Annotated in this window: 14 protein-coding genes and 1 pseudogene; 9 read left to right on the forward strand and 6 right to left on the reverse strand. The window is 64.1% G+C overall.

Annotated features, from left to right (window positions below):
- Positions 1 to 65 precede the first annotated feature (65 nt).
- A complete protein-coding gene (locus tag LRQ04_RS15405) occupies positions 66 to 1,295 on the forward strand; it encodes a GAF domain-containing sensor histidine kinase (RefSeq protein WP_235521200.1) in 1,230 nt (409 codons plus the stop codon).
- Positions 1,296 to 1,349: 54 nt separating this feature from the next.
- On the opposite strand, the gene LRQ04_RS15410 is transcribed toward LRQ04_RS15405, so the two are convergent.
- Complete coding sequence (locus tag LRQ04_RS15410) at positions 1,350 to 2,717, reverse strand: serine/threonine-protein kinase (protein WP_235521201.1); 1,368 nt, start codon at positions 2,715 to 2,717, stop codon at positions 1,350 to 1,352.
- A gap of 251 nt (positions 2,718 to 2,968) precedes the next feature.
- Positions 2,969 to 3,853, reverse strand: a complete 885-nt coding sequence (locus LRQ04_RS15415; protein WP_235521232.1) for an aldo/keto reductase — start codon at positions 3,851 to 3,853, stop codon at positions 2,969 to 2,971.
- Positions 3,854 to 4,011: 158 nt separating this feature from the next.
- On the opposite strand from LRQ04_RS15415, the gene LRQ04_RS15420 reads away from it, so the two are divergent.
- The 3 genes from LRQ04_RS15420 (at position 4,012) to LRQ04_RS15430 (ending at position 6,336) form a co-directional block, all read left to right on the forward strand.
- The gene (locus tag LRQ04_RS15420; RefSeq protein WP_235521204.1) at positions 4,012 to 4,890 is read left to right on the forward strand and encodes a helix-turn-helix transcriptional regulator; all 879 of its coding nucleotides are present in this window, start codon (positions 4,012 to 4,014) and stop codon (positions 4,888 to 4,890) included.
- A 30-nt stretch (positions 4,891 to 4,920) separates the two neighbouring features.
- Positions 4,921 to 5,514, forward strand: coding sequence for a histidine phosphatase family protein (locus tag LRQ04_RS15425; RefSeq protein WP_235521205.1), 594 nt, complete (start codon positions 4,921 to 4,923; stop codon positions 5,512 to 5,514).
- A 105-nt stretch (positions 5,515 to 5,619) separates the two neighbouring features.
- A complete protein-coding gene (locus LRQ04_RS15430) occupies positions 5,620 to 6,336 on the forward strand; it encodes a hypothetical protein (RefSeq protein ID WP_235521207.1) in 717 nt (238 codons plus the stop codon).
- A gap of 25 nt (positions 6,337 to 6,361) precedes the next feature.
- On the opposite strand, the gene LRQ04_RS15435 is transcribed toward LRQ04_RS15430, so the two are convergent.
- The 3 genes from LRQ04_RS15435 to LRQ04_RS15445 form a co-directional block, all read right to left on the reverse strand.
- Positions 6,362 to 6,646 (reverse strand): hypothetical protein, encoded by a 285-nt coding sequence (locus LRQ04_RS15435; protein WP_235521209.1) that lies wholly within the window; start codon positions 6,644 to 6,646, stop codon positions 6,362 to 6,364.
- A 126-nt stretch (positions 6,647 to 6,772) separates the two neighbouring features.
- On the reverse strand, positions 6,773 to 7,003 hold the full coding sequence (locus tag LRQ04_RS15440; protein ID WP_235521211.1) for a DUF6458 family protein: 231 nt from the start codon (positions 7,001 to 7,003) through the stop codon (positions 6,773 to 6,775).
- Between the two features lie 108 nt (positions 7,004 to 7,111).
- The gene (locus LRQ04_RS15445) at positions 7,112 to 8,011 is read right to left on the reverse strand and encodes an SDR family oxidoreductase (protein ID WP_235521213.1); all 900 of its coding nucleotides are present in this window, start codon (positions 8,009 to 8,011) and stop codon (positions 7,112 to 7,114) included.
- A 119-nt stretch (positions 8,012 to 8,130) separates the two neighbouring features.
- On the opposite strand from LRQ04_RS15445, the gene LRQ04_RS15450 reads away from it, so the two are divergent.
- The gene (locus LRQ04_RS15450; RefSeq protein WP_235521214.1) at positions 8,131 to 9,990 is read left to right on the forward strand and encodes a glycoside hydrolase family 15 protein; all 1,860 of its coding nucleotides are present in this window, start codon (positions 8,131 to 8,133) and stop codon (positions 9,988 to 9,990) included.
- Here the strand turns inward: LRQ04_RS15450 and LRQ04_RS15455 are convergent.
- On the reverse strand, positions 9,959 to 10,159 hold the full coding sequence (locus LRQ04_RS15455; protein ID WP_235521216.1) for a hypothetical protein: 201 nt from the start codon (positions 10,157 to 10,159) through the stop codon (positions 9,959 to 9,961). The genes LRQ04_RS15450 and LRQ04_RS15455 overlap by 32 nt on opposite strands.
- Positions 10,160 to 10,491: 332 nt before the next feature.
- Between LRQ04_RS15455 and LRQ04_RS15460 the strand changes: the two genes are divergently transcribed.
- The 4 genes and pseudogenes from LRQ04_RS15460 to LRQ04_RS15475 form a co-directional block, all read left to right on the forward strand.
- Positions 10,492 to 10,821 carry a hypothetical protein gene (locus LRQ04_RS15460; protein ID WP_235521218.1) on the forward strand — a complete coding sequence of 110 codons (330 nt, stop codon included), beginning with the start codon at positions 10,492 to 10,494 and terminating at the stop codon, positions 10,819 to 10,821.
- Between the two features lie 168 nt (positions 10,822 to 10,989).
- Positions 10,990 to 12,390, forward strand: a complete 1,401-nt coding sequence (locus LRQ04_RS15465; RefSeq protein WP_235521219.1) for a glutamate decarboxylase — start codon at positions 10,990 to 10,992, stop codon at positions 12,388 to 12,390.
- Positions 12,391 to 12,411: 21 nt separating this feature from the next.
- On the forward strand, positions 12,412 to 13,281 hold the full coding sequence (locus tag LRQ04_RS15470; protein WP_235521222.1) for a class II glutamine amidotransferase: 870 nt from the start codon (positions 12,412 to 12,414) through the stop codon (positions 13,279 to 13,281).
- Between the two features lie 175 nt (positions 13,282 to 13,456).
- Positions 13,457 to 14,292: pseudogene (locus LRQ04_RS15475) on the forward strand (HNH endonuclease); the annotation flags it as partial.

Here is a 14,292-nt window from a genome sequence, read left to right on the forward strand (position 1 = left end):
CATCCGGGCTATTTCCCCGGTAGTATCGGCAGGGAATCCTGAAGAAGCTTGGGGGGAATGTTCTAATGACGGAAGTTCGGGGGCAGCTGTCCTTCACCGACGACCTCGGCCGTGACCTGCAACTTCAGGAGTACGGATTGGACCCCGAGGCAGGCTCCACCTTGCTTCCCAACGCAGCGGTGATGAGCGCCCTGCAGAACCTCGTGCGTCTCGCCACCGAGTTGTGCGGCGCTCCATTCGGAGTGGTGAACATCATCAGTGCCGAGTACCAGCACCAGATCGGCGCCTGGGGCGTTGACCCGGGCGTGTGCTCCCGCGAAGATTCGATGTGCGCAAAAGTCTTCCTGTCGCGTGAACGGACCGTCGTGGCCGACGCTTCCAAGGATCCGCGTTTCGCCGACAACCCGTTCGTCACCGGGGAAATCGGCAAAGTACGCTTCTATGCCTCCGTGCCCCTGCAGACCGAGTCGGGTTTTGTCCCGGGCACACTCTGCGTTTTCTCCGACAAGACTAAGGAACTGCGGCCTGAACAGGTGGGCATGCTGGAGGTCCTCGCCAAGCAGGTGGTGGAGCTGCTTGAGCTGCAGCACCGCACCGTCCAGCTGGACAGGACCTATAGCGAACTCAAGGACAGCAACGCCAAGCTTGCCGGTTTCGCGGGCAGGGTCAGCCACGACCTCCGCATCCCGCTGACCACCATCCTGGGCTATGTGGAGTTGGTGGAGGACGACCCCGACGTCGAACCAAACAGCACTGCCGCACGATACCTGGACCGGATCGGTGCCAGCGGGCGGCGGATGCTGGGCATGCTCGAAGACGTCCTCAGCTACTCCCGCGTGGGTGGCGGAATCCAGCCGGAACAGATCTCCTTGCGGGAAGTCACGGAGGAGGTCATCGGCGACCTCGGGGTGGAGCACGCCGGAATCGTGGAAGTTGAAGACATCAGCTTGCGTGCGGACCGGGGCCAGCTCCGCATCCTGCTCCAGAACCTGGTGTCCAACGCCATGAACTACAGCAGCCCCGAGCGGGAACTCAGGATCCGCATCAGCGGCGTGTCCAACTACCACGGCACCACCGTGTTCGTGGCCGATAACGGCAAGGGCATCGCGCTGGAGGACCGCGCCAAAGTCCTGGAACCCCTGGTGCGCCTGCGACGCAATGGTGATGGACCAGGCTCCGGCCTCGGCCTGGCTACGTGCAGCAACATCGCCAAAGCACACGGTGGGGATCTCAACCTCGCAGAAACACCGGGCGGCGGCACCACGGTGGCGGTCAGCTTTCCCGCCGAACCCTAGCCACGCACCTGGCGATGAAAGGCACGACGGCGGACACCCGCCGTCGTGCCTTTCTTACCGGTCCTTGGGCTGCTTGGCGGGGCCGCTTCCTTTTTGTTTGTCCGGCTTGTTGCCGCCACGATCCTTGCCCTTCTCATCCGCCGTCACTGCCCCCGGCACCACGGCCGGGACGGGAGCAGGCGCCTGGACGGCAGGGACCGGCGCAGGTTGCGGCAGGTTGACCACTTCAGCAGGAACGGCGGCCGCGGGGTCGGCCTCGACGGGTGTGACACCGGCGGGCGTCGGCACAACCGGAACAACCGGTGCGGCAGGCTGCGGATCCGCTTGCGACACCTCCGATTCTGCGGGCAGGGAGTTGTCTGCTGTGGAACCTGAGGGAGCCAGCCCTTGCGTGAACAGCACCAGCGCCAAAGGCACGGTCACCGCGGCCGCTCCGACACCCCAGACAGTCTTGGGCCGCCGCTTGTGAAGGGTCATGACCGTGGCCATCGAAACCTTGGTTTCGGCAGCGCGCACCGGCGGCCGGGAGGGCAAAGGCGGCAGCACCGCCGTCCTGCGCCCGGCCTGGATTCGGTCATCCGCAAGGGCCTGCTCTACGCCAGCCGCGGCGGGACGTTTTCCGGGATCCATGTCAGTCATGGACACCAGCAGTGAACGCAGCGGGGCAGGCAACCCGGCCGGAATTTCGGGCGCTCGGTGCAGGCGCGCCGAAGCGGTCTCGATAGGGGTGCCGGGGTATTCAGCCTTGCCGGTGAGGCACTCAAGGAGCACCAGCCCCAATGAGTAGATGTCGCTCGCGGGTGTCAGGCCCAGGCCCTGCGCCTGCTCGGGGCTGAGGTACTGGGCGGTGCCCACGGTAAAGCCCGTTGCCGTCAGGCGGCTGTCGTTCACCACCAGGGCGACGCCAAAGTCCGCCAGCTTAACCTTTTGGGCGAGCCCGGCGTCGTCGGATACCAGGATATTGGCCGGCTTGATGTCCCGGTGGATGACGCCGTGGCCATGCACCTGGGAGAGTGCGCCCGCGATCTGCGCCCCGATGCGGGCAACCTCGGGGACGGTGAGCGGACCGTCGGCCAATAGGGCCCGGAGGTCACGGCCTTCAGCGAGTTCCATGACCAGGTACGCCCGCTCTTCGTCGTTGCGGGTATCGACGCCCACGTCGAAGGCAGCCACCAGCCCGGGGTGGTCAAAACTGGCCAGGAGACGCATCTCAGTTTCCTGCCGGGCACGGAACGAATCGTCGCCGGAGCCCGGGAGGAAGATCTTGATGGCCACGTCACGGCCAAGAAGCAGGTCAGTGGCCCGGTACACGGTCGACATGGCCCCACGGCCCAAAACCGGACCCAGCTGGTATCGGCCATCCAGTGTGTCGTCGATGGAATCGGGGACGCGGGAGTCCACGGCCTCGTCATTGTTGCCCACGAATTGTCACGCCCTTCAGGCCCCACCCGGCTCCACGTAACCCCGTGGGGTCCGCCGTTACCAAGCAATGCCGTCAATCAAACTTTCACGGTAGCCGCGCGTCGCCGACTGCTTCAACAACCACGGCTTGAGCGACCCCCAGCCCAAACAGCATCATCCGGTTCACCAGATTAGTAATCAGGATACTTATTAAGAGGGGGGAAGGGCAATGCGGCGTCATCGTCCGTGATACTCGTTGTGGGTGGTGGCTCTCAGGCTTCGGGGATGACCATGGCGAAACGTTCTTCGCGCGCCACGTCGGGGTCCGGTCCACTGCGGACGCCGGTGTCGAGGGCGTCGATGGCCGCGAGCTCCGCGGTAGAGAGTTCGAAGCCGAACACGTCGAAGTTCTCGGCGATGCGCGCCGGATTGGTTGACTTGGGGATAGCCGAACGGCCCTGCTGCAGGTGCCAGCGAAGCATGACCTGCGCCGGGGTTTTCCCGTGGGCCTGAGCGATGACGGCAATCTCCGGGTCCTGCATGACGTTGCGGCGGTCCTCACCGCCCCATCCTGGATAGAAAGTGATGCCGCCGATCGGTGACCACGCCTGGGTAAGAATGCCGTGCTCGGCATCCTTTGCCTGGACGGACAGTTGGGCAAAGTACGGGTGCAGCTCAATCTGGTTCACTGCCGGGACAACAGTCGTGGAGTCGAGCAGCTGCTCCATGTGGTGTGGCATGAAGTTGCTGACCCCGATAGCCCGCACCCGACCGTCGGCCAGAAGGGTTTCAAGTGCCTTATATGCCGCGACGGTCTTGTCAAAGCGGTCGGGGGCCGGCTGATGCAGGATGAGCAGGTCAAGGTAACCCGAGGTGAGCTTGCCGACAGCCTTCTCATAGGCGTGCAGCGTCTGGTCGTAGCCATAGTCGCTCACCCAGACCTTGGTCTCGATGAACACTTCGGAACGGTCAAGTCCCGATTTCCTGATGCCTTGGCCGACCTCTCGTTCGTTGCCGTACGCTGCGGCGGTGTCGATGTGCCGGTACCCGGCAGCGAGCGCAGCCTCAACGGCCGCCGTTGTCTGCTCGGGGGCGCTTTGGAAGACGCCAAGACCAAGGGCCGGCATCGTTACGCCGTTGTTGAGGGTAAGTTCCATGATCATGCCTTTCACGGTATGCAGGTGGGCCGGATTAGGGCCGTGGCAGGTTTCGTGCTTTCAATGCAACAGTGGTTCCTTATGCTCCGGGAGTCACTGTCGATCCGGGTACCGCCAGTCCCTCCCTGATCGCAGTGGGGGCGCGTAGCGTGGATGCCATGACACAGAGCGATGACGTGCGGAAGTTCCTGAGTTCCCGCCGTGCACGGATCACGCCGGAGGAAGCCGGCCTGCCTGCCTATGGCGGTAACCGGCGCGTTACCGGGCTGCGCCGCGAGGAAGTCGCGATGCTCGCCGGGATGAGCATCGACTACTACATCCGGCTTGAGCGCGGAAACCTCTCCGGCGCCTCCGACAGCGTCCTTGAAGCCCTCGCCCGTGCGCTCAAACTCGACGACGCCGAAACGGCCCACCTTTTTGATCTGGCCCGCGCTGCCACCGCTTCCCCGCGGGTACGGCGAAAGCGCAGCCCGCAGACGGTGCGTCCCAGTGTGCAGCGCGTCATCGATGCGATCACCACCGCGCCCGCCTGGGTACGCAACGACCGTGGCGACGTCCTTGCCGCCAACGAACTCGGCCGGGCCCTGTACTTGGACATGATGGCCGAAAAGGTCACCCCGCCGAACAGCGCACGGTTCACCTTCCTGAACCCGAAAGCGCAGGAGTTCTTCGCCGATTGGGAACGCAGCGCGGACGACGTCGTAGCGGTTCTGCGCTCAGCGGCAGGGAAAAACCCCTACGACAAGGACCTCACGGACCTGGTGGGTGAACTCTCAACCCGCAGCGAAGAGTTCCGCACACGGTGGGCCCGGCACGACGTGAAATACCACCGCACCGGCCGCAAGCGGCTCCACCACCCCGTCGTCGGTGACCTGGACCTGAGCTACGAAGCAATGGAACTTCCCGCCGACCCCGGACTGCGCATCAACGTGTACACCGCCGATCCGGGCACACCTTCAGATGACGCACTGAAAATGCTCGCCAGCTGGGCAGCCACCCAGCGCGAGACGACAGAGACCGCCGTCCAGGAGAGCTGACTTCGACCACCCGCCTGGGCGCAAGGCACAATGGAAAGCATGACCCGAACAACTTTCGCCCTCGTCCGCCACGGCCAGACCGACTGGAACGCAGAGCGCCGGTTGCAGGGTTCCACCGATATCCCGCTCAACGACGTCGGTCGTGGCCAGGCGCGCGACGCGGTGGCCGCATTGTCGGACCGGCAGTGGGATGTGGTGGTGTCTTCGCCGTTGGGCCGTGCTGCCGAGACCGCGGAGATCATCGCCGAGGGCCTGGGACTCACTGTTTCGCGGCTCGTTCCCGACCTCATCGAACGCAGCTTTGGGCCTGCGGAAGGCTTGCAGGCGGGCCCCGAGCTGGAGGCACTGCGTATCCCCGGCGGCTTCCGCGGAGGCGAGAGCGACGACGACGCTGCCACGCGCGGACTGGCGGCACTTGAGTCACTGGCCAGTGAGTTCGCCGGCAAGCGCGTCCTGGTGGTTGCGCACGGCACCCTGATCCGTTTGACGCTCAATCGCGCCATCGGCCGAACGCTGGACAGCGTCCAGAACGCCGTCCTGAACCTTGCCCACCACCACGTCACGGACGGTTGGGAGTTGGAGTACTTCAACGGCGAACGGGTGACGGCCGACGTCGACGCCTGAGCCAACCTCGCTGGTCCACGTGGGCGGTTATCGATAGTGTTATCCCGTCTGGGAATAGCCTGGGAATAGTCCGGGCACCACGCACAGGACCAATGGGGGAAGATTGTGAAGAAGTTTGCACTGCAGGGCGCGGCAGCATCGGCGCTGGTAATGATGGCTCTGACCGGCTGTGGGGGTTCGTCGGCGTCTACGGATGCGGCTAAGCCGGAGCCCTCCGCCACCCCTACCGCAGCCAAGCAGTACACCAATGACGAGCTCGTGGCCTTGGTAAAAAGCATCAAGAGCCCGTCGGGCGCAGACCTTACCGTCGCTTCCAGCGAAGAACTCGCCCAGGAAAATCCGATGAAAGCGCTCATGAGCATGTTCACGGTGGAACCGGCCGAGTGCAACAAGCTCTCCACCCTTGGTGGATCGGATGTCCTGGCCGGTTCAACCACCGCAGCAGGCGCGGACTTGAACGCCGCATCCGGCGTGATGACCATGGTGACGCTGACGTCGGGTCTGGATGTCAAGAAGCTCCAGGAAAGCGTTGACGCAAGCAGCGCCGAAGCTGCGAAGTGCGCGAAGATGACGCTGTCCATGGCGGGCCAATCGATGAACGTGTCCACCGCGAAGTACGACGGCATCAACACCGTTCCCGGAACGGTCGCCTACAAGACGGACATCACGACGCCGGGTGGCTCCTCGCAGAGCACGTACATGGCCTACGCCATCAAGGACGGCGTCATGATCTCCGCAACGGCGTCCGGCAAGGGGGCCGGAGAGAACGGCGCGGCTACTGCGGGAGCACTCATGAAACAGGCCGCGGACCTGATCAAGTAGTCACTGGTCCGCATCGGAATCGGAACTACCGGGCCCCGAGCCGCGCTTTGAGCTGCTCCGCATAATCCCCGTAGGCTGCCGCGATCTCTTCCAGGTCCACAGTCTGGGGAAAGTCGATCACGGGCTGGTGCTCCGCCAAGTAGGTGGTGGTTTCTTCAACCACCAGCTGCTCGTCGAAGCCGTCCAGGCCGGCTTCGGCGAGGAATTCCGGGTTGGTGTGGACCAGGGATTCCCCGGTTTGCCCTTCAGATCGCCAGCGCACCAGGTATTCGTTCTGGTTCACGGGCTCGATGTCGAATGTCTTCTCCATGAAAGCAGCCTACGCCGTGCGCAGTGTCCTGCCGCCCACCGCGGGACATGAGGAAAGGCACGACGGCGGAAGGTCGCCGTCGTGCCTTTCTTGCCTTAAGGTCGGCTGCTGAACCTGTAGCCGCGCTCAGACCTCGGGACGATGCTCAACTACTGTCGTCGGCGCCGTGCGCCGTTCCACGACGGTGCGGCGGGTCCTGTTGGACATGGCAATGGAGATGATCAGGCCGATGACGCCAACGACGATCAGGATGTACCCCACCAGGACCTGGTCCAGGAAGGGGATGAGTCCGGGGGCGAGCGCGAACGCCAGGATGGCACCGATGGCGATCAGGGCAATGGAAGAACCGATTCTCATAAAGTGCTCCTCATGTTTGTCCAGCGCGAGGTAGCGACCTCCGCCGGATTCGTGTCATCAGGATACTTATCTTTCGCCTCTGCCACCAGCATTTGCGCAACGCTGTGTTCAGCGCCCGAAGCGGGCCGCCAGCCTCGCGATTGCTTCCTCCGGGGTGGGAACCGGGCCGAAGACCTGCTCCTGGCGGCGGGTGTCGGCCACGTATTTCCCGGTATCCCACCATGCCACCATGCTGGCCATGTCACTGACCAGCGGGACGACCTTTGAGGTGACCCTGCCGAGGCCAATGAGCAAGGGCTCGGGCATTGCCATGACCTTGACCGGCTTATCGGAGTGCTTCTCAACCAGTGAGGCCACCTCGAGGATGCTGACCGGGCGGGTCCAGCCGATATCGATCCTCTCCCCGTCAGCCACGTCGGCGTCCACCGCCTCCGCCAAATACCCGGCAAGGTCGCTGGCGAGCACGAACGTGAGCGGCACATCCTTGGAACCCAGCCACGTGAGCCGCCCCCTATCGAAGGGGTTCCCGCCACCCATGGTGGCCACCTGGTCGAAGAAAGCCCCGGGACGGAGGGCAACGAAAGGCACTCCGAGTTCCTCCAGCTTGTCCTCTGCCAGCTTCTTGTTCCAGAAGTGCGGGATTTGTGGTGTTTGGTCGCTGGTGACGATGCTGATGAGAACGAACCGCGGCACGCCGGCGTATTTGGCCGCAACCGCGAGGTTGCTGTTGCCATAGGTATCGATGGCTTTGGCGTTCTTGTCGTTCCGCGTATATCCGGCAGCCGTCGAGACAGCCGCGGACACGCCCGTCATCGCGGTGATCAGGGAACCGGCGTCGAGCATATCGCCCCGGACTACTTCCACGCCCTTCGCCTCGAGCTTCGCCGCGCTGGACTGCGGCCGGACCAGGGCCCGGACCTTCTTGCCGCGCTTGAGCAGCTCATCAACAACCTGGCCACCCAGGAAACCGGTGGCGCCAACTACAAGGACAGGCAGATCGTCAGCCATGGATTCTCCCGGAAGTAGTTCCTGGGTCATTGGTAGCACGACCACCCACGCGAGGCCAGACCCTCCCGCGCATCACCGTGGTGGTCATTGCCGGGGTGGCGCGGACTAGGATCGTTTCCATGGCCAGGATTGAGGACTATGCGATGATCGGGGACCTGAACACTGCCGCCCTCGTGGGGCGGAGCGGGTCCATTGATTGGATGTGCCTTCCCCGGTTTGATTCGCCCGCGTGCTTCGCGGCATTGTTGGACTCCCCCGAAGCGGGCCGCTGGTTGATCGCACCCGCCGGGACACCAAGCGAGGGAGTCTGCACCCGCCGCCAGTACCGCGAAGACACACTGATCCTGGAAACCGAATGGGACGTCGACGGCGGCTCCGTGCGGGTCATCGACTTCATGCCGGTCCGCGATGACGCAGTGGACGTGGTGCGGATCGTCGAAGGGCTCTCCGGCGAGGTGGACATGCACATGGAGCTGGTCCTGCGCTTCGATTATGGCCGGGTAGTGCCGTGGGTACGGCACGGAAAGCACGGCATCAGCGCGGTGGCCGGCCCTGATTCCGCCTACCTCACAACACACGCCCCGCTCGAAGGCCGGGATCGCCGGACCTACAGCGACTTCACCGTCCGCGCCGGCGACAAGGTCCCTTTCGTGCTCCGCTGGGCCCCGAGCCACGAGAAAGAACCACGGCGGATCGACCCCTACCGCGCCCTTGGGGCCACCGGGTCTTTCTGGCTTGAGTGGATCGGCCGCAGTGAAATGGCGGGCAAATACAAAGAACCCGTCGAGAGGTCCCTGATCACCCTCAAGGCCCTGACCTACGCGCCCACCGGCGGGATCGTCGCAGCAGCGACCACGTCGCTGCCGGAGCAGATTGGCGGTCCCCGCAACTGGGATTACCGTTATTGCTGGCTGCGTGACGCCACCTTGACCCTGCAATCCCTCCTCGCGGCCGGGTACACGGAAGAGGCCGCCGCCTGGCGTGATTGGCTGCTCCGCGCCATCGCCGGAGACCCTTCCGAACTTCAGATTGTTTACGGGCTCGACGGCGCCAGGAGACTCCCCGAGGCAGACGTACCGTGGCTTTCCGGTTACGAAGGTTCACAGCCGGTCCGCACCGGCAACGCCGCCGCGCCGCAACTGCAGCTGGACGTCTGGGGTGAGGTGCTGGACGGCCTCTCCCTCACGCGTGCCGCTTCTCCCGCGGGCACCGTGGACAATTCCTGGGACATCCAGGTGGCACTGATGGAGTACCTCGAAGGAGCCTGGGACAAGCCAGATAACGGCCTGTGGGAAATGCGTGGCCCGCGGCAGCACTTCACCCACTCAAAGGTGATGGCATGGGTTGCCGCCGACCGCATGGTCAAGGCCGTGCGCACGTCCGGGTTGCCGGGACCCCACGACCGCTGGGCCGCCCTGCGGAGCGAAATACACGCCGACGTCATGGCCAAGGGCTTCGACACAACCCGCAACACCTTCGTCCAGGCCTACGGCAGCAAGGAACTCGACGCGAGCCTGCTCCTGATACCCCGTGTTGGCTTCCTGCCGCACAGGCACCCCGGAGTGGTCGGGATGGTGGACACCATCCAAAAGGAGCTCACCGAGGACGGCTTCGTGCTGCGCTACCGCACCGATTCCGGCCACGACGGACTGCCCGGCGATGAAGGCGTTTTCCTGGCTTGCTCATTCTGGCTGGTCGACGCCTTGTTGGGCATAGGCCGCAAGGATGAGGCTACGGAACTCTTTGAACGGCTCCTGACATTGCGCAACGATGTTGGCTTGCTCAGCGAAGAATGGGACCCGCGCACCCAACGGCAGCTGGGCAATACGCCGCAGGCTTTCAGCCACTTCCCGCTCATCCACAGCGCCATGCAGCTGCACCACGGAGAGGCCCACAGCAGCGACCAGCCGATGGGCCATCCCAAGCATCCGTCCTCGGCCGGCGGATCTATGCTTCGGAATGATCCTCGCCTTCGCTAGCGGACGGTTCACCCTTGTGGCTGGCTTTTTCGAGGTGCAGGTCCAACTTGCGTTCGGCTTCCCGACGGCGCTGCCCTACGGTCCTCATCTGCTGGGTTGTCGGGTCTCCCCGGTCCTCTGACGCTGCACCCGACGACGCGTCGGGCTGGTCTCGCTCCTGTTCGCCCATACGAAGATCGTCCCATCGCCAGCGCCTTTGCGGTAGCGGCACTTGCGGTGATACATCGCCGTCAACCAGTGCGGACGTTTCCGTCCAGGCCAATCAGGCGGTCAATGTTTTCCCTCACGAGCATGATGTCTCACTGGAATTCCGGCGCTTGCCATTCAGGGCGGGAGGAGCTTACGCTCAGGGAGGAGACACCGTACTTGTGCCAAAGGTATCCACCTCTCTTTAACCCGTCAGGGTCCACAATGACTGCTCAGTCAGCACAGCAACCTGTTTCTTCCTCCCACCAGGCACGCCAACCCAGTTGCGAAAAGTGCCGCACCAACCAACACCTCATGGTCGACACCATCGATGCCCATTCCGAACTCTCGATGGGCCTTGTTCGCGTCGGTTACAACTGCAGAAACTGCGGTTCCTTCCGCGCCCACGCAGCAACCGTCGCGGACGTGGCCGAGGTCCTCAACACCGCAAAGCCATCCGCCGGGCTGCTGCAGTTTGGTAAGCACTTCCTGCATTGCGGGCTCCCCATGCACACCGGCCCGGGGAAGCTGACCCGGCTGTCCGCCACCACAGGGCGCATCGTCGATCCGGAGCTTGAGGTCTACCTCAACACCCGGGTCCTGCACTGCGACGGGTGTGGCTTCCAGATGGAAATTCCGGACTAGCCAGTCGCGCAGCACCACTAAACATCGCGGATGACCGCGCATTACCGCGCCATGAAGCGCCCGCCAGTGTTTGGGCTTGCCAGCTTCCGCAGGTAGCGTGAGCCACAGACAGGTATTGCTCCGCAGCGCGCGGACCATTCCCGAGGACGAGCCCCTAGGAGCCAGCCCATGAGCAGATCCCATCGAACGTCACAGCGCGAGCCGAACAACGCCGTCGAACTCAATCCCCTGTTCAGCAGGCCCGGAGAATCAACCATCTTTCCGCGCTTCACCATGCCCGAGGGCGAGGCCCTGCCCTCCACGGCTTACCAGGTTGTCCACGACGAAGCGATGCTCGATGGAAACTCGCGACTGAACCTCGCGACGTTCGTGGGGACATGGATGGAACCCGAAGCGTCCCAGCTGTATGCCGAAACGTTCGACAAGAACATGATCGACAAGGACGAGTACCCTCAAACGGCACTCATCGAAACTCGATGCTGGCGGATGCTCGCGGACCTGTGGAATGCGCCGGACCCGGAAAAGAGCATCGGAACATCCACCATCGGCTCCTCCGAAGCCTGCATGCTGGGCGGCCTGGCGTTGAAACGCCGTTGGCAGCACGCCCGGCGCGAGGCAGGGAAGCCAACCGACAAGCCCAATCTCGTCCTCAGCTCCGCCGTCCAGGTGTGCTGGGAAAAGTTCTGCAACTATTGGGAGGTGGAGCCCAGGTTCGTTCCTGTCTCCGCTGAACACCCGATGCTCGACGGGCATGACCTGGACCAGTACGTCGACGAAAACACCATCGGCGTCGTAGCCATCATGGGTGTCACATACACCGGCGTCTACGAACCCGTCCGCCTGATTTCCGAGGCCCTCGACGACATTCAAGAACGCCGCGGCCTGGACATTCCCATCCACGTCGACGGCGCCTCCGGAGCCATGGTGGCACCTTTCCTGCAGCCACAAACGGTCTGGGACTTCAGGCTCCCTCGGGTTGCTTCCATCAACACCTCAGGCCACAAATACGGGTTGGTCTACCCCGGCCTCGGCTGGGTTGTCTGGCGGGACGCAGCGGCACTGCCCGAAGACCTGATCTTCCACGTCAGCTATCTCGGTGGTGATATGCCCACCTTTGCGCTGAACTTCTCAAGGCCCGGCGCCCAGGTCCTGTTGCAGTACTACCTCTTTCTGCGGCTCGGCTTTGCAGGGTACCGGTCGGTTCAGGCGACCTCCCGGGACGTTGCGCTCTACCTGTCCAACGAAATCGGCGCCATGGACGCCTTCACCCTATGGAGCGATGGTTCAGACATACCCGTCTTCGCCTGGCAGCTCAAGGACGGCCACACCGAGCACTGGAACCTGCACCACTTGTCGGAGCGGTTGCGGATGAATGGATGGCTGGTGCCGGCCTATCCCCTGCCCGACGGCCTCAGTGACATCACGGTTCAAAGGATCGTGGTCCGGAACGGTTTCACGCGCGACCTCGCTTCAAGTTTCCTCGCAGACCTGAAGAAAGAGGTCGACTACCTGGACAGCCTCACCGCGCCAATGCCCGGCGACAAGCAAGCAGAAGGATTCCATCACTGACCCCGTGAACAGGAGGCACACATGTGCCGTCTCTTTGGACTCCATGCCGGAGCCCGACCGGTACGAGCCACCTTCTGGTTGCTGGACGCCCCGGACAGCCTCTCGGTGCAAAGCCACCGAGAGCCGGACGGGGCCGGGATAGGCACGTACGACGCCGAGGGCGAGGCCCGCGTGGCCAAGCAACCATTGGCGGCCTGGGAGGATCATGCTTTCGCCCGCGAGGCGCGCGACCTGAAGAGCACCACCTTCCTGGCACACGTCCGGTATGCAAGCACTGGTGCGCTCACTATGGTCAACACCCACCCCTTCGAGCAGGACAACCGGCTGTTTGCCCACAACGGAGTGCTTCACGGTCTGGACGAACTCGACCGGCGGCTGACCTCGCTCGGCGTCATGGGACTGGTGCAGGGGCAATCCGACAGTGAGCGGTTCTTCGCGCTGATCACTGCAGAAACCCGTCTGGCCGGCGGCGATGTTAGTGCGGGCATTGTGCAGGCTGTCCACTGGATTGCGCACGAACTGCCCGTCTTCAGCCTCAACTTCATCCTGTCCACGGCGACCGACATGTGGGCCCTCCGGTATCCAGCAACCCACCCTCTCTATATGTTGAAACGGAATCCCGCGACAGCGCCGGACCGCGGAGCCCCGCTCGATGCCAGGAGCAAGCGGATCAGTTCCCGCAGCACAGATCTTGCCCGGGCACCCCACGTCCTCTTCGCCACCGAGCCCATGGACAACAATCCCGGGTGGCACCCCCTGGCGTCCGGCGAACTGGTCCATGTTGGGGCGGACCTTACACCGACCTCCACGGTGCCATTTGGCGTCGACCCGGTCCGTCTTCTCACGCTCGCGGATCTTGAACCGTCGGCAGCGGCTTCGCAAACGCCGTAATCCGGTGCGGGTTGGATCCCTCTAACGCTCGACGGCCGTAACGCTCGACGGGCGTAACGCTCGACGGCGACCTGCCGCCTCCGCGGGTGGCGGCTCGGGCTCGTTGCAGGGAGTTTTTCCACATAGGCCGGTTGGGGGCTGATCTGTAGGGGGTTCGGGGTGACAGGGTTTTCCTATGGACAGCGACGGGCAGGTGATGGAGCGGCGGACGGATTCGTCGGGCGCCGGGACGCTGCTTGTTGCCTCCGGTCAGGGTCCTGCAACGAGTCACGGTCCCGCAACAACGAGTTTCGACGGTCCGGCCTCACCAGCGACGACCTCCCCAGCGACCGCCTCCCCTTTCCCATGGACCCCTGATGGACCAGACACCATCGCCCGGCCGGGCGACCTTTCACATGCGTTGGAGGACAGTGCCTCGGCGGTGGAAGAGCTGCGCACCACAGCCACGACCGAGGCCGGGCTGCTGGGTTTCCAGGCGGCTGCGGATTTTGCTGGTCGGGTGGAGGAGCTGTCGCGGTCATTGGAGTATTTGCAGGTCGTCGCGGCCCATGCGGTGGAACGAACCCGGAATGAAGCTCGAGGCGCCCAGTCCTCAGCCGAACCCGGCTGGCGCACGGGCTGGACCGAGCCCCCGTCAGGCACCCAGGAACACGTTGTCACCAGTAAGGCCGGTCAGGCCGCTCAGGCCGCTCAGGCCGCTCAGGCCGCTCAGGCCGCTCAGGGCAGCGACGCTCCTGCGGTCGCCCGGACCGGGGACGCGGCCCTGCTCGATGACGGGTACCCGAACACGGCACAGTTCCTCCGCGCCCGATTGCGGATCAGTATCAGCGAAGCCCGCCGCAGACTCGCCCTCGCCGCCGAGGTCCTCCCCCAGCCCGGAACAGCCGGACAATCCCTCCCCGCCCGACGGGAAACGCTCGCCGACGCGATCGGATCAGCCCAAATACCCTCCCGCTCCGCCACGATCATCAGCACCGCCCTGGATAAAGGCCGGCACCTCACCGACGCCGA

Origin of the sequence: Paenarthrobacter sp. AR 02, from assembly GCF_021538675.1 — a bacterium.
Taxonomy (GTDB): Bacteria; Actinomycetota; Actinomycetes; order Actinomycetales; family Micrococcaceae; genus Arthrobacter.